This is a genomic window from Phaeobacter inhibens DSM 16374 (assembly GCF_000473105.1).
Taxonomy (GTDB): Bacteria; Pseudomonadota; Alphaproteobacteria; order Rhodobacterales; family Rhodobacteraceae; genus Phaeobacter; species Phaeobacter inhibens.
Window position 1 is genome coordinate 1 of the sequence record NZ_AXBB01000005.1, and the last position, 22,071, is coordinate 22,071.

Annotated in this window: 15 protein-coding genes and 2 pseudogenes; 8 read left to right on the forward strand and 9 right to left on the reverse strand. The window is 59.6% G+C overall.

Annotated elements, in window-relative coordinates; translation table 11 throughout:
- The 3 genes and pseudogenes from INHI_RS20155 to INHI_RS0101485 form a co-directional block, all read right to left on the reverse strand.
- Nucleotides 1-260: pseudogene (locus tag INHI_RS20155) on the reverse strand (family 16 glycosylhydrolase); the annotation flags it as partial.
- Between the two features lie 439 nt (nt 261-699).
- Nucleotides 700-1,841 (reverse strand): annotated as a pseudogene (locus INHI_RS20160) (ParB/RepB/Spo0J family partition protein).
- The gene (locus tag INHI_RS0101485) at nt 1,838-3,142 is read right to left on the reverse strand and encodes an AAA family ATPase (RefSeq protein WP_027246466.1); all 1,305 of its coding nucleotides are present in this window, start codon (nt 3,140-3,142) and stop codon (nt 1,838-1,840) included. The pseudogene INHI_RS20160 and the gene INHI_RS0101485 overlap by 4 nt, the downstream one beginning before the upstream one ends.
- Nucleotides 3,143-3,715: 573 nt before the next feature.
- Between INHI_RS0101485 and INHI_RS0101490 the strand changes: the two genes are divergently transcribed.
- Nucleotides 3,716-4,399: a DnaA N-terminal domain-containing protein gene (locus INHI_RS0101490; RefSeq protein ID WP_027246467.1), complete on the forward strand. Its 684-nt coding sequence runs from the start codon at nt 3,716-3,718 to the stop codon at nt 4,397-4,399.
- Nucleotides 4,400-4,475: 76 nt separating this feature from the next.
- Here INHI_RS0101490 and INHI_RS0101495 read toward each other — a convergent pair whose 3' ends face one another.
- The 4 genes from INHI_RS0101495 to INHI_RS0101510 are packed head-to-tail and all read right to left on the reverse strand — an operon-like array spanning nt 4,476 to nt 7,676.
- Nucleotides 4,476-5,252: an ABC transporter permease gene (locus INHI_RS0101495; RefSeq protein ID WP_014889377.1), complete on the reverse strand. Its 777-nt coding sequence runs from the start codon at nt 5,250-5,252 to the stop codon at nt 4,476-4,478.
- Nucleotides 5,249-6,001, reverse strand: coding sequence for an ABC transporter permease (locus INHI_RS0101500; RefSeq protein WP_027246468.1), 753 nt, complete (start codon nt 5,999-6,001; stop codon nt 5,249-5,251). Before INHI_RS0101500 ends, INHI_RS0101495 begins: the two co-directional genes overlap by 4 nt.
- 9 nt (nt 6,002-6,010) lie before the next feature.
- A complete protein-coding gene (locus INHI_RS0101505; protein WP_027246469.1) occupies nt 6,011-6,790 on the reverse strand; it encodes a transporter substrate-binding domain-containing protein in 780 nt (259 codons plus the stop codon).
- 40 nt (nt 6,791-6,830) lie between these two features.
- Nucleotides 6,831-7,676, reverse strand: coding sequence for an ABC transporter ATP-binding protein (locus INHI_RS0101510; RefSeq protein WP_014889374.1), 846 nt, complete (start codon nt 7,674-7,676; stop codon nt 6,831-6,833).
- 104 nt (nt 7,677-7,780) lie between these two features.
- On the opposite strand from INHI_RS0101510, the gene INHI_RS0101515 reads away from it, so the two are divergent.
- The 5 genes from INHI_RS0101515 to tviB all read left to right on the forward strand — a co-directional run bounded on the left by INHI_RS0101515 (nt 7,781) and on the right by tviB (nt 13,453).
- Entirely contained in the window at nt 7,781-8,428 is a 648-nt protein-coding gene (locus INHI_RS0101515; RefSeq protein ID WP_014881860.1) for a TetR/AcrR family transcriptional regulator, read from the forward strand.
- A complete protein-coding gene (locus INHI_RS0101520) occupies nt 8,425-9,612 on the forward strand; it encodes a pyridoxal phosphate-dependent aminotransferase (RefSeq protein ID WP_027246470.1) in 1,188 nt (395 codons plus the stop codon). Before INHI_RS0101515 ends, INHI_RS0101520 begins: the two co-directional genes overlap by 4 nt.
- A gap of 2 nt (nt 9,613-9,614) precedes the next feature.
- Nucleotides 9,615-11,273: a 5-guanidino-2-oxopentanoate decarboxylase gene (locus tag INHI_RS0101525; RefSeq protein WP_027246471.1), complete on the forward strand. Its 1,659-nt coding sequence runs from the start codon at nt 9,615-9,617 to the stop codon at nt 11,271-11,273.
- Nucleotides 11,274-11,276: 3 nt separating this feature from the next.
- Complete coding sequence (locus INHI_RS0101530; RefSeq protein ID WP_027246472.1) at nt 11,277-12,059, forward strand: dimethylarginine dimethylaminohydrolase family protein; 783 nt, start codon at nt 11,277-11,279, stop codon at nt 12,057-12,059.
- Nucleotides 12,060-12,181: 122 nt separating this feature from the next.
- Nucleotides 12,182-13,453: a Vi polysaccharide biosynthesis UDP-N-acetylglucosamine C-6 dehydrogenase TviB gene (gene tviB, locus INHI_RS0101535; protein WP_027246473.1), complete on the forward strand. Its 1,272-nt coding sequence runs from the start codon at nt 12,182-12,184 to the stop codon at nt 13,451-13,453.
- A 25-nt stretch (nt 13,454-13,478) separates the two neighbouring features.
- Here the strand turns inward: tviB and INHI_RS0101540 are convergent, their stop codons facing one another.
- Together INHI_RS0101540 and INHI_RS0101545 are read right to left on the reverse strand one after the other, a co-directional pair.
- Nucleotides 13,479-14,387, reverse strand: coding sequence for a MurR/RpiR family transcriptional regulator (locus tag INHI_RS0101540; protein ID WP_014881855.1), 909 nt, complete (start codon nt 14,385-14,387; stop codon nt 13,479-13,481).
- A gap of 113 nt (nt 14,388-14,500) precedes the next feature.
- On the reverse strand, nt 14,501-18,526 hold the full coding sequence (locus tag INHI_RS0101545; protein ID WP_027246474.1) for a PEP/pyruvate-binding domain-containing protein: 4,026 nt from the start codon (nt 18,524-18,526) through the stop codon (nt 14,501-14,503).
- 175 nt (nt 18,527-18,701) lie between these two features.
- Between INHI_RS0101545 and INHI_RS0101550 the strand changes: the two genes are divergently transcribed.
- Together INHI_RS0101550 and INHI_RS0101555 are read left to right on the forward strand one after the other, a co-directional pair.
- The gene (locus INHI_RS0101550; RefSeq protein ID WP_421666709.1) at nt 18,702-19,634 is read left to right on the forward strand and encodes a PhnD/SsuA/transferrin family substrate-binding protein; all 933 of its coding nucleotides are present in this window, start codon (nt 18,702-18,704) and stop codon (nt 19,632-19,634) included.
- Between the two features lie 20 nt (nt 19,635-19,654).
- The gene (locus tag INHI_RS0101555) at nt 19,655-21,934 is read left to right on the forward strand and encodes a response regulator (RefSeq protein WP_027246476.1); all 2,280 of its coding nucleotides are present in this window, start codon (nt 19,655-19,657) and stop codon (nt 21,932-21,934) included.
- Nucleotides 21,935-22,071: the final 137 nt, after the last annotated feature.

The window sequence follows — 22,071 nt, forward strand, 5'->3', positions numbered from 1 at the left end:
GTGCCGGTCTCATGGGCGGCCTCGGATTGCATTTCCCCGCCGGTGAAGGTCCGCTCACCCGCGCCGCTCTCAGATGTCAGATGCAGCTCAACCGCGCCATCGGCATTGATCTGTACATTGTCCTTTGACCATTTGGTGTCTCGCGATTGCCCCGCGTTCCAGGTTGACACCAGCCAATCGTCGTCATCGCGGACCTGACCCGGAATCCGCAGATCCACGGTCGGGGTCACGTCTGCCTGCGCGCTGTCGGTTGATGCCATCTCGATCACTCCAAACCTTCGTGCCGCTTGTGACGGCGTTGCCTTGGGTTTGGTTCTCGGGGCGAACGATGGCAGGATTGTGCCTTAATTATCGCGCATTAATGCCCCATTCATACAGTTTAACGCAAACTCAAGAACAGTTTTAGAGGGTTGCTTTTTAGTCGAATTACACAGCGCAGCGGGACCGTCCATTGGACAGCCTGCAAATCCCGATACAGCACATCCCCCAATGCACCACCGGTGATAGTCCGGCGGCACCCGTATCGCGACCTCTCTGTCCCCGTGGGGACACTCAGCATGATTGACCCGTATCAGCAGCGAGACGGGTATGGTTAATATGTATTCATATCTTAACGACTTGAAAAGAAAAAAGGCTGCCCCTTTTGGAACAGCCCTCATTCCGCGCCTGTCTAGGCGCAGCATCTACCAATATGTCCGCTTAACTATCCTCACCATCCAAAGCGTCGAAAAACGCGCTGATCGCTGTCTCCAGGCGGCGCTGATAACCGCTGAGAAATCACGTTCCATCGCCATTTCGATACGCCCATCACGCGCAAGACACCGCACTGTTCCCGCAGGGACGGTACAGCGCAGCGTTGTCTTAGCCATACCGGCCCGCTGACTGCTGGTCGTTTCCTTCACATTGGACGCGGGTGTCTTCAGCGCCTGGCGTAGTACCGACAGCTCTTCCTCGGCGCTCGAGAAACTGCGCTCGCGCAGCCGCTGCCGCAGAGCGGCCAAGGCGGATGGGGTGTCCACAAGATGCTTCTTCAGGTCCAGTCCCAGCGCCCTCGGGATCGCTTCCGCAAAAGACAGCTCCGCGCCAATCATCTCCAGCAGTTCGGCGAAGTGACGAATATAGCTACGTTTCTGCCGCCCCGCAGAGGCATAAAGCAGCGCAACAGACTCTTCTACAGAGTCTGAACCTGTCTCTGGATCCTGTGCATAAGACAGCGCCAGCTGTGCCATTTCGGAAAAAGAGATGTCCCGCCGCACTAGGTTTTCATCCACCATGCGGCGGTAGAGACCTTGCAACGTCTCTCCCCGCGCAACCAGGCCCGCCGGGATCAGCCTGAACTGCTCATCCCCGGTCTCCTCATAAAGCGCGCGATAGGCTGACAGACGGCGAAAACCCTGAACCAGCTGATACCCATCGCCGTCTTCTTCCACCCGGATCGGGTTGGAGAGGCCAAGATCACGAATAGACTCCTTCAGCTCCTCCAGCTCGGGGTCCCGATTAACGGCGCGGTCGCGGATCAGCTTGCTGGTGGAAATCTGATCCAGCGGGATCCGGTCAACCACAAGGCCAAGCGTCTTGAGCCGCACGAACTCATGCGCGAGCCGGTCATTTTCGGCACGGATATTCTGTTCCACCTCAGCCCGCGTCCGCAACGCATCAGCGTTTTCGCTGATCGCAGTGGCCATCGGCCCGCGCCGGGCCTCGCCTGTGCGGAAGGCGGATTTGGTTTCCGGTGCGCCGATTGCAGGGTGCGGGTCCGATGGGGCAGGGGAGGGGGCCTCCGGTTTTGCGACGGTTGGCTCCGACGGAAAATCGATGTCGAACATTCTGCGTTTGCTCATGCCTCATCCTCCAACTGGGCCCATGCGGTCAGGGCGTTATCCTTGAACTCCATATAGGCCTGATCAAACGAGGCGCGCGCCCGCCGCCAGGTCTCCCGCGTCATATCCCGATAATCGATCTCATAGATTGAGCTGAGGAAGCGCCCGGATTGTTCTACAGCGCGGGTCATCTCGATCGGATGCTCCGTCATCCGGTCGCCAAACACCTTCACAAAAGCGTCGCGCATCGCCCGATGCAGATCATTCCCGGATTCATACCGGGTCAGCAGGAAGCGCACTTCCTGAAACACCTTCGGCAGGCTGAACGTCCCCGCGGGGACTATGCCATTAAATGCAGAGAGATCCTCCAGCGCCTCTGAGAGCTGACCAATGAATGAGGTCGTGGAGTCATATTCCCAGTACCCAGGACCTGAAGGAATATAGAGCATGTCTGCTGCGAAAACCGCATTCATCGACTGGTAGCCAATCGCCGGCGGGCAGTCGAAGATCATCATGTCATAATCGTCCGACGGCAGCTGATCGAGGTAGCGCGACACCGCCGCAAAAAAGGACCACTCAGGATTGAGGTGCCGATACTGGGCAGAGGCAAATTCCACAAAGGCCGCATTGGCGCAGCTGGGGATCACGTCAATCGTGGGCCAGCTGGTCGGTTTGACAAAGTCGCTGATCCGCAGATCCTGGAGGCCCATGCCGGTGATTGCCTCCGGCAGGCGCCGCTCGGGCAGGGCGGCCCCGGACTCGGCGCCACGGGTGCTGGCGTTCATGCGCTCGGTCTCGCGCACCAGATCGCGCGCCATGATGCCCCAGACAGTATAGTCTTCGGTCACATCACTGAGCCCCATGGAATGGGAGAGCGTCGCCTGCGGATCGAAATCAACACAGAGCACACGATAACCATCCAAGGCAGCGGCATGAGCGAAATGCAGCGCTACGGTGGATTTGCCAGCGCCCCCCTTGAAGTTGGAAATCGCGACTCGCAGCGCCCGCTTTCCGGCTGGACGTTCGGGCATCAGCGATTTGCGATTTACTTTCAGGCGGCGGCGCAGCTCATTGATTTCCTCCAGCGAATACCAACGCTGGCGACCGTCTTCTTCCACATGGCCCTGCGGCAAGCTGGGATCCGCTGCCAGACGGCCGCGCAAAGTAGACTGGTTCACCTTAAAGATCAGCTCGGCCACCTCCCAGCTGGAGAACCGCCGCAGCGTCTTTTCCATTTTGGGAGAGAAGGTCTGCTGTCGGATCCAACTCTGCATTTTCAGCGATTGTGCCTGCATGTCTGCCAGGTCTTGATGGGTAAACATCTCTGCTCCTCATTCTCTGTAGTGCGCCCTTATTAATCAAGCGGACGCTTTTCCTACCTGAAAACCCGTTTACGCCGAATTTGCAAAAAACGCAAAACCTATTATCGTCGGAATGAGCGTCCTGTCCCCGCGGGGACCACGTGCGACGAGAGATAGGCAAACCCCTTGTTTTCCAGGGCCTGCGCGATTCGGTGGTGTTTGCAGAGTAGCGGCGAAAAAATGGGGTTCCCCTCGCCTATATAGGGGGACGCTATATTGACCACCGCTGCATATTGGGGGACATTTTCGCCTCAATAGGGGACGCCCAAGATGTCACCCAATACCATGAATACCAATTTTTGATTCAAAAATGGGAATGGGATCGAGACGCAAACAACAGCGCTCTTGACAGAATCGCATCTCTGGACGCAAATCAGGTACACCAACTCAAAAACGTTGAGTTCGGGTCAAACTTCACCGAAGATCGCCGTTAGCGACACCGCGTGAACCCTGACCAAGATCAACAGGATCTCATGGCAAACATGAGACGACAGAGGCAGCCATCCGACAATGGATGGAGATATGAGGGCAGCCATGCTTGCCAGTAAACCCGTCGGGCGACAGGCCGCGGCATTGAAATATGATATCCTCACGGCGTTGGGGACCTATGCCCTCTCGCTGGAGAAGGGGGCCCAGCGTCTCGTTCTGCGCTTCATGACGCTGATGACTGCGCGCTATAATTGGCAACGCAATGAGTTGGCCGTAGGGCAGCGTGAGATTGCCCGGATGTGGTCAGTCGATGAACGCACGGTCAAACGGGAGATGGCCAAGTTGCGGGCAATCGGCTGGCTTGTGGTCAAACGGCAGGGCGCGCGGGGCCGCGTTACCGAATATGGTTTCGATCTGGAGTGCATCCTTGAGGATACGCGCGGATGTTGGGTCGCGGTTGGTCCAGATTTTGATCACCGGATGCGTGGCAACGACACGCCTGAGAAAAACGTGGTGCCTCTGATGTCAGGGACAGCGGCACCGGCTCCAGATATCAGCGATGGCAGCGAGTGGAGCTTGGCAAAGGCCGTTCTGCATCAGGAGGACCCGGCCACCTATTCGGCATGGATACAGGCGCTCACGCGAGAGAGCAGGGCAGGGGGCCGGTTGATCCTGCGCGCACCAAGCCGGTTTCATGGCAACTATGTCACCGCGCATCTACAGGAGAGGCTGCTGGCGGCCTGTCATGATATCGACGCGGATGTGGATCAGCTGACGATCCTGTCCTAGAGGTGCCTGGCCTCTGATTGAAAAACAGCCCCCAAGCGGTTGCTCGGAGGCTGTCATATAACCGATGCGGCGATGATCAGCGACGCTGTGGTACCCGATCCTCAAATCGTTTGAAGGCCAATGTGATCACCCCTGCGATGGCCATATAGACCAACGCCAGCAGCAACAGCGGCTCATAGACGATGAACGTGTCAGACCGCACCCGGGAGGAGACTGCGTAGATGTCCAGAACGGTAATGGTTGCCACCAGCGGTGTCGCCTTCAGCTGAAGGATGGTTTCGCCGCCAAGTGTGGGCAGAACGTTACGGACAGCCTGCGGCAGCCAGATCCTGCGGAACATGGTCAGACGCGGCATACCGTAAGCTTTGGCCGCCTCCAGCTGGCCCTTGGCAACGCCTGAGAAGGCCCCGCGCATAACCTCGCCCTCATAACCGGCATAGGAGAGTGTGAGGGCCAGAACGGCATATGGCCAGGCCTGCCTTAGGTAGGGCCACAGCTCGCTGGAGCGGATCCAGGGGAACTGCGGAAACAGCGACCCCAGCCCGTAGTAGAGTAGCCAGATCTGCAGCAGCAATGGTGTGCCCCGGATGACGGTGCAGAAGATGCGCGCCGGCGTCGAGAGGTACCACGGGCCAACGGCCTGAGCGAGGCCAAGAGGCACCGCCAGTGCAAAGCCAAGGATACTGGTGACAACAAGGATCCAGATCGTGGTCCACAATCCTTCCAGCGCCAGCGGCGCATAGGTTGGAATCCAGTCCCAGCGTAGGGAAACCGCGCACCAGACAACCAAGGCTGCGAACAGGGCTATCAGCACCAGCCGATGAGGTTGCATCAGGGATTTAAAGGAGGTCATTGGCGGCGCTCCCGCAGCGAGGGTTGGCCGCGCCTCGCCCAGCGTTCGATCCAGCCAAAAATCACGCTGGAACAGAGCGTTACCATAAGATAAAGCGCCCCAGCCGCAAGGAAGAACGTGAAATAGGCCCGCGTGCTGCTGGCGGCCTGCCGGGTTTCGAGGGTCAGCTCCGCAAAGCCGACAATAGCCAACAACGCCGTGTCCTTGGTGGCGATCAGCCACAGATTGGCCAGACCCGGTGTTGCAAAGCTCATCATTGCGGGGATGGTCACCCGGCGCATGGTCATGAACGGCGGCATCCCGTATGAACGCGCCGCCTCAATTTGACCGGGGGGCACCGCCTTGATGGCGCCGCGCAACACCTCAGTGGCATAGGCGCCCTGCACGATGCCCAGCACCCAGATGCCAGCTACAATTCCGCTGATTTCCACCCGACCATAGCCGAAACTGCTGGCGACTTTGTTGATCAGATCGGTCCCGACGTAATAGAGGATCAGGATCAGCACCAATTCGGGTACGGCGCGGATCACAGTGGTGTAAATGGCGAGCAGATCACGAAGGATCGGCCCGCCATAGAGTTTTCCGTAGGCCCCGAAAAGCCCGATAATCAGCCCCATGCCAAAGGCCCCAAGGGCAATCTGGAGAGAATTGGCGAGGCCCCGCAACAGGTTGCCCCCCCATCCCGGCGCCGAGAGCGACAACAGCTGTGCGCTCTCGGCCAGACCAAACAGGTCGAGGAGTCCGGTCACGATATGTCCTTACTCGGAGTAGATGCTGGTCGTGAAATACTTCGAGGTGATCTCGGCATGGGTGCCGTCAGCCAGGATTGCCGCGATCCCCTTGTTGAGCGCTGCCAGAACATCGCTGTCCCCTTTGCGCACACCAGCGCCGACACCTTTGCCGAGGATCGCTTCGTCATTGGCGACAGCCCCTTTGATCTCGCAGCAACCGCCTGCATCAGATCCGACAAAATCAGCCATGGCGATGCTATCAGCCTGAGTCGCGTCGATGCGGCCGGCAAAGAGATCCTGATTGGCCTCATCCTGGGTCTGATAGACGCGCAGTTCGGAATCTTTGAAGTGTTCCTGTGCATAGGCTTGGTGGATGGTGGAGGCCTGAATGCCGACAACTTTGCCTGCCAGAGATTCTGGAGTGGCTTCAATGTCCATCGACTTGTCCGCCACAATCACCGCCGGGGTGTTGTAGTAGGGATCCGAAAAATCAATGGTTTTCAGCCGCTCTTCGGTGATCGACATTGAGGCCATGATGGCGTCGACCTGCTGACCGGTCAGCGAGGGGATAATACCGTCCCAAGCGACCGGAGTAATAACGCATTCCAGTTCTGCGGCGGTGCAGACGGCATTGATCACGTCGATTTCCCAGCCAACCCACTGACCGGAGGAATCCAGCGAGGCGAAGGGCGGATAGGGTTCTGCGGCCACGCCGATCTTGACAGGCTCTGCCTGCGCGACAGCACAGGTTGCAGCCACGGTCGCGGCGGCAAGGACTGTGGATTTAAGATTTGAAATCATGGACATAACTGTCTCCCTGTTTTGTTTTTGTACGTGTTATTATGCTTTAAGCGACCGAACTGAGGAACTGTTTCAGGCGCTCTGATTTTGGATTTCCAAAGACCTCCGACGGGGGGCCCTGTTCTTCGATCCGACCTTCAAAGAGGTAGACGACATGGTTCGCGACTTCTCTTGCGAATTTCATTTCGTGGGTGACCAGCAGCATGGTGCGCCCTTCCGCAGCGAGGTCACGGATCACCGTCAGGACCTCTCCGACCAGTTCGGGGTCAAGCGCCGATGTCGGTTCGTCAAACAGCATGACATTGGGATCCACAGCCAGTGCGCGTGCAATGGCGGCACGCTGCTGTTGGCCGCCGGAGAGAAAGGCCGGAAAGGCATCGGCCTTGTCGCCGAGGCCCACGCGGGCCAACAGTTCATGCGCACGGTGGATTGCCTCGGAACGGGGCACCTTCAGCACATGAACCGGCACCTCAATCACGTTTTCCAACAGGGTGCGGTGGGTCCAGAGGTTAAATTGCTGAAACACCATGGCCAGACGGGTGCGGATGCGTTCGATCTGGCGGCGGTCGGCAGGGCTGCCATCCTGGCGCATCGCCACGGTTTCACCTGCAATTACGATTTCGCCTGAGTTGGGTGTTTCCAGAAAGTTGATGCAGCGCAGCATGGTGGATTTGCCGGATCCGCTGCCGCCAATGATGGCCACGACATCACCCTGCTTCGCAGTGAGTGATACGCCCTTCAACACCTCCAGCGAACCGAAGGATTTGTGCAGATCGCTGACACGGATTGCCTCGGCCTGCGTGTGGGGTTCCACCGGCGTTTCAGCACGCGCCTGTAGGGGAGCAGATGCTGTCGAAAGCGGGGCAGGGTCTGCGGCAGCCGGATCGGGCATTTTCTTATGTCCTCATATTTCGGCTTGTAGTAAGGCTGACTTGGAGTAATTATGCAAGTGTATAATTACTGACCGCGTGACTGCGCAGCATATTGGAGAGCCTCGTGTCAGGTGAACGCCGGAAATTTAAGCGCGCGACCGCACAGGAGCGGAAGGAAGCGCTGATCCTCGCGACTTTGGAGCTGGTGGCGGAGAAAGGTGTGCGCGGTGCCACCGTGCGCGATATCGCTGAACGGGCAGATGTGACCCAGGGGCTGATCCGGCACTATTTTTCCTCCAAGGAGGAGCTGATGACCGCAGCCTATGAGCATCACATGGTCTTCATCAGTGATCTTACCTTTGCCCCGGTTGCCGGGATGGAAGGAAACGCCCGCGCCCGTCTGGCCGGGTTTGTTGAGGCCTCCTTGCTGCCGCCGGTGGTGGAGCCGACGGCGGTGGCGCTCTGGGCCGGGTTTTTGAACAAAGTGCAGCAGGATCCGCAGATGCGGCAGATCCACCAGCGCACCTATGACTATTTTCGCGACAAGCTGGGCGAGTTGATCGCCGCCGCATTGGAGGAGGCGGGAACCCCCGTCAACGCGGCGCGGCTGCATCATCTGGCGGTGGCCTGCAACGCGGTGATCGACGGTCTCTGGATGGAAGGCGGTGCCTTGCCGGAGGCGTTTGAAGAGGGCGAATTGCCAATGATCGGATTGGAATCCGTGGGCGCAATTCTGGGATTGAACTTGCAGCATAAGGCAGAACAGCCATGAGAATGACCGATGTGACCAGACGGTTGGCGGGGCTTGGCGGGGCCAAGTGGGAGGTGCATCTGACTGCACGCGAGATGATCGCTGCTGGGGCAGATATCATCGAGATGACCATTGGCGAACCGGATGTGCCCACACCGGAGGCGCTGATGCAGACCGCCGGTGCCGCGATGATGGCCGGGCGCACCGGCTATTCGGACGGGCGCGGGGAGGCCAATCTGCGCCAGACCCTTGCAGAACGGTACAGTGCCAGCACCGGGCGCGCGATCGGCCCGGACAACGTGCTGTGCTTTCCGGGCACACAGACCGCGCTGTATGCGGTGCTGATGGGGGTCGCTGAGCACGGGGACGAAGTTCTGGTGGGGGATCCGATGTATGCCACCTATGAAGGTGTGATCCGGGCAAGTGGCGCCGACATGGTGCCGGTGCCGCTGCGGCCCGAGCATGGGTTTCGGGTGCAGGCGAATGATATCGCAGAGAAAATCACGCCCCGCAGCCGCGCCATTCTGCTCACCACGCCGCATAACCCCACAGGGTCCATCCTGACGGTTGAGGATCTCGACGCCATTGGGCGGCTGGCGGACGTCCACGATCTGTGGATCATCTCGGATGAGGTTTATGAGCAGCTGGTGTTTGACGCGACGGAGTTTGTGTCGCCACTGGCGCGCGCGGCCTTTGCCGACCGGGTGATTGTGGTTTCCTCAATTTCCAAATCGCACGCGGCGCCAGGGTTCCGCAGTGGCTGGTGTATTGCCAGCAAGGCCTTCTGTGATGGATTGCTGCCGCTGTCGGAAACGATGCTGTTCGGCAATCAGCCTTTCATCGCGGATATGACAGAGCAGGCCGTGCGGGAGGGGTCTCCGGTGGCGGAGGGGATGCGCGCGCGATTTGCAGCCCGTGCGGCAAAGCTGGCAGAGCGGCTGCATCGCGATACCGCTTTGCGGGTGCACAGCCCGGAGGCGGGCATGTTTGCAATGATCAATGTGGCTGCGACCGGTTTGGATGGTGACGCATATGCGCAGGACCTGTTGCACAGTGCCGGGGTTGCCGTGATGCCGGGATCATCCTTTGGCGAGAGCCTGCGAGGCTGGGTTCGGGTGGCACTGACGATTGAGGATGACGCATTTGACCGCGCGCTGACGCGTATCGTGGATCATGCCAACCGCACATCAACGGAGGTCGCATGATCATGGGAGATCACAAAACCGCCGCACCCACGGTTGGTGAGGCGCTGGTCGAAGAGCTGGCCGCGCGCGGTGTGCAGCATGTGTTTGGCATTCCGGGGGTCCACACGGTTGAGCTCTACCGGGGGCTTGGGAGATCTGACCTACGCCATATCACGCCGCGCCATGAGCAGGGGGCTGGGTTCATGGCGGATGGCTATGCACGGGTGTCCGGTCGGCCTGGCGTTGCCTTTGTGATCACCGGGCCAGGGCTGACCAACACGCTGACCCCGATGGCCCAGGCACGCGCGGATTCGGTGCCGATGCTGGTGGTGTCCGGGGTAAACGAGAGCGGTTCTCTTGGTCATGGAATGGGCCATCTGCACGAGTTGCCGGATCAGCATGCGCTTGCGAAGATGGTCGCGCTGAAATCAGAGCATGTTGCGGCACCGGAGCAGCTGACGCCCGCGTTGGATCAGGCCTTTGCACCGATTGCGGGGGCTGCGTTGTCACGGCCCGGACCCACCCATGTGCAGATCCCGCTGGATGTTGCAGGGAGTGCTGCCACGGATCGCGACGGGCAAGAGACCGCGCCAACCGATGTGCAGGGCAGGGGGAGTGTATCCCAGACGGATCTGGCGGCGTTGATGCAGCGCCTGACCGCAGCGGAACGTCCCGTGATCCTGGCCGGGGGCGGCGCGCGGTTCTGTGCTGATCAGTTGCGTCAGCTGGCAGAATATCTGGGCGCGCCTGTGGTCCAGACCGTCAATGCGCGCGGTGTGATGTTTGATCACCCGCTGTCGGTGCCCGCCAGCCCCAGCCTCGGCTCGGTGCGCGAAATGATCGGGGCGGCGGATTTGGTGTTGGCACTTGGCACTGAGCTGGGGCCGACCGACTACGATATGTATGCCACGGGTGTGATGCCGCAGATGCCGGGATTGATCCGGGTCGACCTCTGTGCGGAACAGCTGGCGCGTCATCGGGCGGAGCTGACGATTCAGAGCGATGTCGCGGCTGTTCTGTCGGCGGTGCTGGCTGAATGGAAGCCGGATCACTATAGCCCGACCGATTGGGGCATTGGATTGGCCGAACAGACCCGGGCTGCCGCCTGGGACGAAATCGGCGAGAGCTATCGCGCTCAGGTTATGGTGCTGAACGCGCTGCGCTCAGCGGTACCGGGGGCAATTGTCGTCGGCGATTCCGCCCAGCCGATCTATGCGGGAAACCTCTATTATGATCACGACCGCCCCGGCGGCTGGTTCAATGCGGCAACCGGATATGGCGCGCTTGGCTATGGCATACCGGCTGCCATCGGTGCGGCCATTGCCGCGCCTGAGGCGCCGGTTATCTGCATCGTTGGCGATGGTGGCGCGCAGTTTTCCCTGCCCGAGATCATGACGGCTGTTGATGAGGCTTTGCCGATCACGTTCATCGTCTGGAACAACCACGGTTATCAGGAAATTGCCCTTTCGATGCAGGATGTTGGCGTGCCGGTGGTTGGCTGTGATCCGACACCACCGGATTTTGCGGCAACGGCACGATCCTTCGGGATTTCGCATCGTGCGGTTTCTGCGGACCCGCAGGAGGTTGCCGTCGCATTGCACAGCGCGGCAACGGAAACCGGCCCCCGCATGATCGAAATTACCACCCCAAAATTCCTGCCAACACTGGCCACTGAGGACTGAGACATGACCAACCCTACCTATGAATTCACCCGCGCCATCACCCGCCGCCCGGCCTCCAGCATCACGGATGGGCTGCGCGCCGAGGATATCGGCACCCCCGATCTGGACAGGATGCTGGCCGCCCACGCCGATTATGTCTCCGCATTGAAGAGCACCGGGGCGGAGGTGATCGAGCTGCCACCGCTGGAAGCGTTTCCGGATGCGGTTTTTGTGGAGGATACAGCCCTCTGCCTGCCGAAGGGCGCGGTTCTGATGCGTCCCGGCGCGCCGTCGCGACTGGGGGAAGTGGCTGAAATGGCGCCGACATTGCGCCAGTGTTATGATGAGGTGCGCGAGATCAAAGGCCCCGGTTTCATCGAAGGCGGCGATATTCTGGTCACGGGGCGCGAAATCCTTGTTGGTCGCTCGGCCCGGACCGATGCGGCGGGTGTTGCGGAGCTGGCAGAGATTGTTGCCGACTGGGGCCACAGCCTGCGCGAAGTGTTTACGCCGGAGGGTGTGCTGCACTTCAAGACGGATTGTTCGCTGATGGATGCTGAGACCATTTTGTCCACCAAACGGCTGGATGCGTCAGGCTGTTTCGAGGGCTACCGGGTGCTGCATGTGCCTGAGGGCGAAGAGGCGGCTGCCAATGCGATCCGTTACAACAATCTCGTTCTGATGGCGGCGGATTTCCCACGAACGGCGGAGATGCTGGACCGCGAAGGGTTTGAGGTTGTTCAGATCAGCAATACCGAATGTGCCAAACTTGACGGCGGTATGTCCTGTTTGTCGCTGCGCTTCTGACGCCGCTCTAAATGTGGATCTCTCCCGGTTTCGGGAGGGATCTGGCTGCATATGGTTGAAACTTGGCGCTGAGGCCCCTTATGAAAGGCAATCGGGCGGACAAAGACCATTGAGGCAGCAGCATGAGCGGGACAGAACGGATTTGCGTTATCGGGCTTGGCTATGTCGGGCTGCCGCTGGCGGTTGAGTTTGGCAGATCCCGTCCGGTGGTCGGGTTTGATATCAGCGCCGAGCGTATTGACGCGTTGCGGGCTGGTGAGGACAGCACCCGCGAAATCAGCGCTGAGGCCTTGTCCAGCGCCGCGCATCTGACATTGACCGCTGACCCGGCAGAGATCGCCGACTGCACGATCTTCATTGTGACTGTCCCGACCCCGATCGACGACAGCCGCCGACCGGATTTGACGCCTCTGCTGCGCGCCTCCGAAACGGTTGGGCGGGTTCTGAAGCCCGGCGATCTGGTGATCTATGAATCGACGGTCTATCCCGGCGCCACCGAAGAGGATTGCATTCCTGTGCTGGAACGGTTGTCCGGTCTGACCTTCAACCGTGATTTCTATGCGGGCTATAGCCCTGAGCGGATCAACCCCGGCGATAAGACGCGCCGCCTGCCGGATATCGTCAAGGTGACCTCCGGGTCTACGCCGAAGACAGCGGAGCGGGTCGACGCCCTTTACCGTGAGATTGTGGTGGCGGGCACGCACAAGGCCGAGAACATTCGTGTCGCCGAAGCGGCCAAAGTGATTGAGAACAGCCAGCGCGATATCAATATCGCGCTGATCAATGAGCTGGCGAAGATCTTCAACCGCATGGATATCGATACCGAAGCGGTTCTGCGCGCTGCGGGAACGAAGTGGAATTTTCTCAACTTTCGCCCGGGTCTGGTGGGCGGTCACTGCATCGGCGTTGACCCCTATTACCTGACCCACAAGGCAGAACAGCTGGGCTACCACCCCGAAATCCTGTTGGCAGGGCGGCGTCTGAATGACGGAATGGGATCATATGTTGCCAGCCAGATGGTCAAATCCATGCTCAAACGCCGGATGGCGGTTGCTGATGCGCGGGTGCTGGTGATGGGGTTGACGTTCAAGGAGAACTGCCCCGATTTGCGCAACACACGGGTGATTGATGTGGTGCGTTGCCTTGAAGAATTTGGTCTGACAGTGGATGTACATGATCCCCACGCGGACCCTGATGAGGCACGGGCTGAATACGGCGTGGATCTTGTCGCGGACCCGGAGGCGGGGAGCTATGATGGCATGGTCCTGGCGGTTGCCCATCAGGAGTTTCGCGACATGGGCGCCGCGCAGATCCGGGCCTTGGGTCGGGCTGATGCGCTGCTCTATGATCTGAAGTATGTGCTGACACCGGATCAGTCAGACCTGCGGCTCTGACCGGCCGATCAGGCTCTGAATCGGACTATTTTGGAACCATCGGCAGCTTGCCCCCGCGCCAGTAGGCGCCGGTGTCTTCGCGCAAGGCCTCATAGGCGCGGATCCTGTCCTGGGCATCTTGTCCTCCGGCATCAACCAGATGTGTCAGCAGACAATCCAGAACCGCCATCGCGCCGCCATAGCCACCAAAGGGATGCAACGTGTTGTCCGCGACCAGCAACAGGTGGTCTGGCTGTAGTCCCGGCGCGATAACTTCGCTGTCAGAGATCAGGATCAGTGTCGCGCCCTTGCGGCGCGCCAGCCGCAAGGCTTGCAGCGTTTCGGAGGAATAGGGGGCAAAGGTCATGGCAATCAGGCAATCCTCAGCGCCAATCTCCATCAGCTCGTCAACCGCAGTGCCCATGTGACGGGGCACCAGATCCAGACTGGGCAGGGCCATGCGCCCGACGTAGTGGAAATAATAGGCCAGCGCGTAGCTGGCGCGGGTCGCGGTGACATAGCAGCGCCGCGCGGAGGTGAGGGCGGTGACAATGGCGGCGGTGCGTTCCGGGGTCATCAGTCGCAGGGAGCGGGCCACGATGTTCACCTCATTGCGGGCGATGCGACCGTGGCGGGCCGTGTCGGGTGCCTGTTCCAGCCGATCCAGCCAGCCGAGGCCCAGACCGCCCTCGCGTTCGGTGGTCAGTGCGGCACGAAAGGGCGCGCGCAGGGCTTCAAAACTCTCGAAGCCCAGATGCACGGCCAGTCGGACCAGAGAATTGGCACTGACGCCGGCCTTGGTCGCGGAGACACGGATCGGATCGAGTCCGAAGTCGCCAGGCGTGTCGATGATATATTTCGCCGCCGCCGAGAGGGCCGGAGGCAGGTTCTCGATCTGGGTTTTCAGCTGATCGAGGAGGCGATGGGTCTGTCGGGGATCAAGATGCGGGTCCATACCGGCAGTTCAGACCATTTGTGTGATGGAGCGCAAGGTGGAACATATGTTTTGATGTTTTCCCCCGCCCGGGGACCGTTGGATGGTCAGGCGGGGGCAGATGCGTTGGTATATCAGGCGGATGCCGCTTTCAGGTCTGACGCGTTGCTTTGCGTGATCGATCCATCCTCTGCCACGGTGATCAGCTCACCATGGGCCAGCTGGTCGAGCCCCTTGCAAGCCACCAGCATCAGAATGTCCTTCTCCCGCGCGACGATGGCCATATGGCTGAGCCAGCCACCAACCTCGCTGAGGACTGCGCCTGAACGTTGCACATAAGGCAGCCAAGCGGGGTTGATCATGCGGCAGGCGAGGATATCGCTCTCCTGAAATCCGTCAAAGACATCAGGGCCAATGGCGGTTTCGTCCTCGACCCAGAACACGCGGCCCTCAACGCGGCCACTGCCTGCGACGCAGGTGCCGCCGAGGCTGCCGTCACCGGATCCCGCCTGCGCTCCTAGGGACAGCAGTTCACAGTCGCGCAGCGTGAGGTTGACGGAGGTTGGCGCTGAGGGTTTGCGCAGCTCCTCGCGGTGCTTGCGGGCCGTGGCGCGATCTTTCAGGGCCTCTGGCTGGTCCCAGTTGCCGGTCATGATGTCATCCATGGCAAGATAAAACACCAGATCATCCAGGCCGGAGCGGCTGCCAAGTGCCAGCAGCGCCCGGCGCAGCTCTGCCAGAACCCGCAGGGCTTCGTGCTTGGCCTGTTCTTTCAGATCCTGATAGGCAATCGCAAGATCCAGCGTGTCACGCAGATCCTCCGGCAGGTCTGCTGGCGGTGTGACCGTGCCACTGATCGGCTCTACCGAACCGTCGAGCAGCGAGATGAGCAGGCTGGGGGCTTCCTTGTAGCGCGGTGCCGACAGCTCATAGTCGAAGATAGAGCGATGCCCCATCAGGACCTGTGCGCGGCTTTCGGCCATCGGCCCGGTGCAGGACGCCAGCAGGCTGGACGGTGCGTTGGGCAGATCGGCATGCATCAGATGGGCGCGCAGCGCCGGGTCACCTGCAGCGGCGGTGCTGGCCTCGCCCATGGTGAAGCCCGCGATGATATTCACCTTCTCAGCTTCGACATAGATGTCCGTAACAAAGAGGTCGCGCAGGGTCGCAATCGCCTCCAGCTGTTTGGGCAGCGGCAGGGCGGCGTAGTCCACCGCCTGCCAGAATGCCAGTTGATCGCTGAGACGGGGCAGGACCTCCGCGTGGAAGCGGTCGATCATCGGACGGGCCTGTTTGCGCAGCTGCTTGGCCTTGGTTGCCGTTAACTTCAGCGTCATCTGCTCCTTGAGGTCGACATCGACGTAGGTCTTGCCAAAGAGGTTCACCAGATGACCGGCGCGACCTTCGGGCAGGTTGTAGGGCACCGACAGGGCGCGGCAGGCCAGATCAACACTGCCGCCCGGCGACCACAGGCTGCCCATCAACGAGAATGACAAGGGTGTCGGGCGGGGCAGAACCTCGGACATTTCGTCCTGTTCCAGAATTGTCTGGTCCGGATCAGCGTTCCCGTAGTGGTCCAAGAGATCACGCCATTCGGCCAGACGGGCTTGCTCTTGCTCAGTGCCCAAAGAGAGCGTGGTGATGTCGCGGCTTTGCACGATCTGGAATTCACCATTGGCGTAGGCCCATTCCACATCCTGCGGAGCACCAAATGTCTCCTCGATCTGTTGTCCAAGCGCCAGCAGTGGCGCCATGTCCAGCGTCTGGTCCTGATCTTCGGATGCGGGCAGGCCGGTGTAGCGGCCAAAGCGCAGGGAGATCGGGGTGACGCGGCCGGAGACCAAATCCTCGCCGCAGCCTTCGACCCATTCGATCATGCACATGCCTGGGGCCATCGGATCCTGGGTAAACATGACGCCGGCATAGTCGGCCTGAACCATTTCCTGCACCACGATATTGCCCTGATCGGCGCTGTCGCCGTCACCGGCGTAACTGGCGGCGCGGTCTGAGGAGAAACTCTCCACGACGTCGTCCAGTGCTGCGCGCATGGTGTCTGCGGTCACGTCGAGCACGGATTCAAAAACCCCGGCAAAACTCTGATCGGCGCCGTCCTCATTGCTGGCAGATGAGCGCACCGCGACCGGTTTGCCGCCAGCCAGGGCAAAGACCTTGGCCGCAAAGGCGTTTTTCTGGGCGTCGGACATTTCGCGGTAGTCGTGGATAGCGTCAGAGCGCACGATAACGCCGCCGGGTACCGGCAGGCCCGCGTTGCGCAGGATCGACAGGCGCAGGGCCTTGTTGCCGGCGTGTTCCAGCTCCTCGGTGTAGCCCATCGGGATTACGCCGCGCGGCAGTTTGGCGAGGCGGTGCTTGTGGGCGCGCAGGGCAAAGGCTTCACCCAGCTTGCGGTGCAGGCCGGTGACATAGGCGCGCTGCACCAACAGGAGGGTCAGGCTGAAGCAGAGATAGGCGTTTGCGGCCGCTGTCAGGGTGAAGACCATCGCAAAGAGTGCGGGCATGCCCAGCACCATCCAGAGGGTTTTCTGGCGCGGTGTCTTGGCAACGGCCCACAACAGGTAGACGGCGGCGAGTGCGCAGAACAGCACCGGCAGGATGAACAGCGGATCGGCTGCGCCGAGGTCTGCCATCCACAGGAACGGGGTCTGCAGGCTGGCGCTGGCCTCTTGCGCCGCCGAGACCCCCAGCATCATCACCGGCAGGAACAACAGCGCGGTGAGATTTCTCATCGGTGTCAGGCCCTTGTCAGCATAGAAGGCCTGCACTGCACGGGCCTTGCGCACCGGGTCATCGGCCAGTCGCTCTTTCAGCGCCTTCATCTCATCTGCGGTGTCATTGGTGGTGATCTGGTCACGCTCGGATTTCAGCGCGACCGGCAGGATCATGATCCGGGTGATCAGCGACAGCGCCAGCAGGCCCAGCAGGATATGGCTGCGTTCATGCACCCACAGCAGCGCGGCTGCCAGCGCCGAGATCGCCTTGTCCCAAAGGCCGCTCTGCTGGTCGGCAAGCCAGGCCTGAACATGCGGTTTGGGGGCCGGTGCGATAAAATATTCCCATGGCAACGTGTACCGTCCCCGGAAATCGAAGCCCTTCTGCGCCAGTTCCAGACCCAGAACCTGACTCATGAAACAGCTGCGGCGATCATAGCAGGCGGCCAGCGTTGGTTTGCTGGGATCCAGTTCACTGATGCGCTGCATCAGATCGGCGGTGGTCATCTTGCGGATCGGAATGTTGACGGCCCCCGGCAGATGGCCTGCATCAAAATCCCCGGGATAGCGGGTATCGACGATTTGCAGGTCTTCAGTGTTCATCAGGTCGGTGAAATCAGCGGTGCTGAGGAGCACATCACGGCCGGGGTATTCCGGGATCGCGCGCAGGTCGGAGAGGGTTTTCACGTCCTTGTCGGAGAAATCCCGTCCCTCAACGATCCATTTTTCGATACCACCCGCGATGAAACTGCAATCAATGCCCATCGCAGCCAGTTTGGCGCAGGTCTCGGAACTGCGGTTGCCATTGTGACAGAACAACACGACCTTCTGGCCCGGCTGAACTGGGCGCGATTGCAGGAAGTCAGGGAATCGGATGTGGGTCGCGCCGGGCAGGGTGCCCATGGCGTTCTCACCGGTTTCACGGATGTCGTAGAACAATGTCTGACCATCGTCGAGCGCGGCAGCGGCATCAGCGGTGGACATCGCCAACGGATGATCGGACTGGCGCGAGAAGCTGGTTTCCTTGAGTGCCGCATCCTTGATCTTGGTGCCGTCGAATTGCGCTGGCCGCACCAGGGTGGCCTGCAGACGGGCCTGTTCAGCGGCGCGCTGGGTCGTGAACTGCCAGTAGTTCAGCATCGCCAGTGCCAGTGCTGCCAGCACCAGACCGGTGATCAGTTTGATCGGATATCGCTTCGCTTCGGCCTTGCCCTTTGGTTGCAAGCCGAGCTTGGCTGCGACCACCGCGCCAAGACCGGATACCATTGCGACCCCCACTGCAAGCACCTGCGAGAGGGAGGAAACCGACCCGATCACCAGTTCCGGCGAGGGAATGGCCCAAGCCGCTGCGGGAGCCAGCGCCGACGAGAAAAGAACCGCCAGCGACAGGCGAGAAACGGGTGTGTGGAAGCGAATGCATTTTGGTATCACGGGATATCCTGCCGGGCTTGTGCCCGATCTTCAAATTTGTGACGAATTTTACAAAAGAGCGCTGAAATCGTTACTGAAACGTTAATATTCAGACTGCGCCGAGAGCGAGCCATAAAATTATTTATACTATTTCAGGGTCACTTAACCAAATTTTCTCACTATTCAGGGTAAACAAATGCGTGGATTCACCGAACCGGCCGTGTCCGGGTTCAGACTGGAGAAGATGATGCCAATCGCCTGGAAATATCACTGTGGACCTACGGGTGTGATGCGCCTTTGGTCGATGATCTGTGTCTGCCTTCTGGTGCTGATGGCGCCGATGGCGGCCCGCGCTGATATCACGCTGACGTTTGGCACATATGCTGCGGATAAACCCACCGTGACGGTAAAAAAATATCGCCCGTTTTTGACGTTTCTTTCCAATCGTCTGGGAGAGGCTTTGGGTGAAAAAGTCGTCATTCGGATGACAGTTGCCAAGGAATATCAAGAGGGTATCGATCAACTTGCCAGCGGGGAGGTTGATTTCGCGCGCTTTGGACCCGCCTCTTACGTTCACGTGATGAAACAGAACCCGGGCATCCAGATTGTCGCCATGGAATCGAAGAAGGGGCGTAAGCGGTTCAAAGGCGTCATCGTGGTTCACCGCGACAGTGCGATCACCGAATTGTCGGATCTTGCGGGTCTTAGCTTTGCCTTCGGCGATGAGCTGTCGACGATTGGTCGCTATCTCGCGCAGAGCCACCTGTTGGAGGCCGGAATCGACAGTGGTGATCTGCATACCTATGACTACCTCGGGCGTCATGATCTGGTGGGGGAGGCTGTTGGCGCCGGTAAATTCACTGCAGGTGCGCTGAAGGAAAGTACCTACAAAAAACTGATCGCCAAGGGTGTCCCGATTCGGGTTCTGGCAAGTTTTGACAATGTCACCAAACCCTGGCTGGCATCCTCGGACCTGCCGGAAAATGTGCTGCTGGCGATGCGTGAGATCATGCTGTCCTCAGAAAATGAAGAGATCGTGCGGCGGGTGTCCAAAAACGGCTTTCTTCAGGGCTCTGATTCCGACTACGACCTGATCCGCGACGCGATGGAGCAAAGCCAGGCATTTTAGTGCCTTCACCGGGGACCCTTATGAAACGCACGGGCATACTCTTTCAAATCGTCGTGTCTTTGTCGCTGGCGGCTCTGCTGGTTGCGGCGGCAATTGGCGATGTCGCGCGCCGGTATGAGACCAGAAATCTTCAGGCGCAATTGAAAGAACAGGCTGAGCTGACCATCTCGCTGCTGAGCGGGCTGATGCTTGAATCGATCATCGTTGAGGATGTGCCGGTGCTGGAAACCGGTCTGATAGAGGCGATTGCACGCAATCCCAAGCTGCTGCAGATCCAGATCCAGAACAGCGCGGGCACTCCGATTGCCGAAGCGGGCGAGATTGATCAGGTCGGGCCTGACGATTTTGTCATGTATGATCGTCCGATCACGCTGGATGGGTTTGATTTCGGCCGTATGGTTGTCCATTGGTCGACCCGTGAAGGTCAGGCCATGGTGCAGCACAAGGTCAGTCAGACCATCATGTGGACCGTGGTTGCAGTGGCGATTTTGTCGCTGCTGGTGCTTATCCTGGTGAGTGTGCTGGCGTTGCGCCCGTTGCAGATCATCCATCAGAGGATGTCGGATGCCATTGCCGGTCTGTCAGGGTTGCAGGCCCGTCTGCCGTGGTTTGCCTCGCGCGAATTCCGGGCGCTCAATTTCTCTGTCGGGGTGCTCGAAGATACGTTCTCCGAACGGGATGAACGCGAATACGCATTGGAAGAGGCCCGCAAGGCCGCCGATATCGCCAATCGGGCGAAGTCGGAATTCCTTGCAAATATGTCTCATGAGATCCGCACGCCGATGAATGGCGTTATAGGCATGGCTGAGCTGATCCTTGAAACCGATCTGGATGAAGATCAGACAATGTACGCCGAGACGATCTCAAAATCGGGATCGGCGCTGCTGACCATCATCAATGATATCCTGAACTTCTCCAAGATCGAAGCCGGAAAGATGGAACTGGAGCGGGCGCCCTTCAATCTGCAGACTGCAATTGAGGACGTGGTGACTCTGCTCTCGCCGAAGGCCGCAGAAAAGAATGTCGAGGTGACCCTGCGCTATGATCCCAGTTTGCCGGAATGTTACGAAGGTGATGTCGGGCGTATCCGCCAGATTCTGACCAATGTTGCAGGCAACGCGGTCAAATTTACCGGCAAGGGGTATGTCTATATTGAGGTGTCCGGAGAGACTGACGATGATCGGACGGCTCTGCGCATCTCGGTGACCGATACCGGCGCCGGCATACCCGAAGACCGCTTGGATCGTATTTTCAACGCGTTTGAGCAGGCCGATGGTGCCGCCACCCGTAACTACGAAGGGACCGGTTTGGGCCTTGCGATCTCGACCCGGTTGCTGGAATTGATGGGGGGGCGGATCTCCGTGCAGTCGGAACTTGGCAAGGGGTCTGTGTTCACCATTGACCTGCCGCTTCGTATCCGGCCAAGCCAGCCGAAACGGGCGCAGGATGTTCGTGATTTCAAGGGACTCAGAGCCTTGGTGGTTGATGATCTTGAGCTCAACCGGATCATTCTGACTGAACGGTTGGCAACCTGGGGCGTGCAAAGCGTCGCTGCAGGATCGGCCCATCAGGCGCTGGAGTTGCTGCTGGATTCACGCCACGATGGCACTCACTATGATGTTATTTTGCAGGATTTCCAGATGCCGGGCATGGACGGCAAGGAGTTGGCGGAGCGCATTCGGGACATTCCGGAATACCGTGATTTGCCCATCGTGATCTTATCCTCTGTCGAAAACACAATTGACCGGGAGGCCCGCGAACATCTGGGGCGCTGTGAGGTTGCCTTGAAACCCTTGCGGGCTGCGCAGCTTCAGTCGGTGATGAGCCGCGTATTGGAGACGGCAACCGAGGAGGCGCCGCAGGCCGTTCCCCCGCAGGGCGTGGAGACATCCGTCGCGCCGGAGGTAAAACTTCTTCTGGCTGAGGACAACAGGACCAATCAGCTGGTGGTCTCGCGCATGCTTAAGGCTGCGCCGATAGAGGTATTGATCGCGGCCAACGGGGAAGAGGCGGTGACGATGTTTCAGGAACATCATCCGGATATCGTATTGATGGATATGATGATGCCGGTAAAGGATGGGATCGACGCTACCGCTGAGATACGTCAACTGGAAAAAGACAACGGTCTGGGCCGCTGCCCTGTGGTGGCATTGACGGCAAACGCGCTGCAGTCACATCGTGAGGAGTGTCTTGCGGCTGGCATGGATGACTTCCTGAGCAAGCCGATCAACAAGAAGGCGCTGCTTGGTGCGGTCGGCAAATGGGTCGATTGTGGACCTTTGCTGAAAACAGGAACCTGACGCGCCTAGGCTGGCGAAGAGATCACGAAGATCGCCTGCGTGTTGTATTCTTCCGGGCGCGATCAGAGATCGCCTTTGGTGGCTTTGATATCTTTACCAGCCATCGGAATGTGATTTTGCTATGTGCCGGTCTTGGG

Bases quoted from the DNA above. Each gene is read 5' to 3' on its own strand.
- INHI_RS0101505 (WP_027246469.1), bottom strand. From the start codon at position 6,790: ATGTCCATGATTTCAAATCTTAAATCCACAGTCCTTGCCGCCGCGACC.
- tviB (WP_027246473.1), top strand. From the start codon at position 12,182: ATGAGCGGGACAGAACGGATTTGCGTTATCGGGCTTGGCTATGTCGGG.
- INHI_RS0101530 (WP_027246472.1), top strand. From the start codon at position 11,277: ATGACCAACCCTACCTATGAATTCACCCGCGCCATCACCCGCCGCCCG.
- INHI_RS0101485 (WP_027246466.1), bottom strand. From the start codon at position 3,142: ATGTTTACCCATCAAGACCTGGCAGACATGCAGGCACAATCGCTGAAA.
- INHI_RS0101490 (WP_027246467.1), top strand. From the start codon at position 3,716: ATGCTTGCCAGTAAACCCGTCGGGCGACAGGCCGCGGCATTGAAATAT.
- INHI_RS0101540 (WP_014881855.1), bottom strand. From the start codon at position 14,387: ATGGACCCGCATCTTGATCCCCGACAGACCCATCGCCTCCTCGATCAG.
- INHI_RS0101510 (WP_014889374.1), bottom strand. From the start codon at position 7,676: ATGCCCGATCCGGCTGCCGCAGACCCTGCCCCGCTTTCGACAGCATCT.
- INHI_RS0101550 (WP_421666709.1), top strand. From the start codon at position 18,702: ATGCGTGGATTCACCGAACCGGCCGTGTCCGGGTTCAGACTGGAGAAG.
- INHI_RS0101520 (WP_027246470.1), top strand. From the start codon at position 8,425: ATGAGAATGACCGATGTGACCAGACGGTTGGCGGGGCTTGGCGGGGCC.
- INHI_RS0101495 (WP_014889377.1), bottom strand. From the start codon at position 5,252: ATGACCTCCTTTAAATCCCTGATGCAACCTCATCGGCTGGTGCTGATA.
- INHI_RS0101525 (WP_027246471.1), top strand. From the start codon at position 9,615: ATGGGAGATCACAAAACCGCCGCACCCACGGTTGGTGAGGCGCTGGTC.
- INHI_RS0101555 (WP_027246476.1), top strand. From the start codon at position 19,655: ATGAAACGCACGGGCATACTCTTTCAAATCGTCGTGTCTTTGTCGCTG.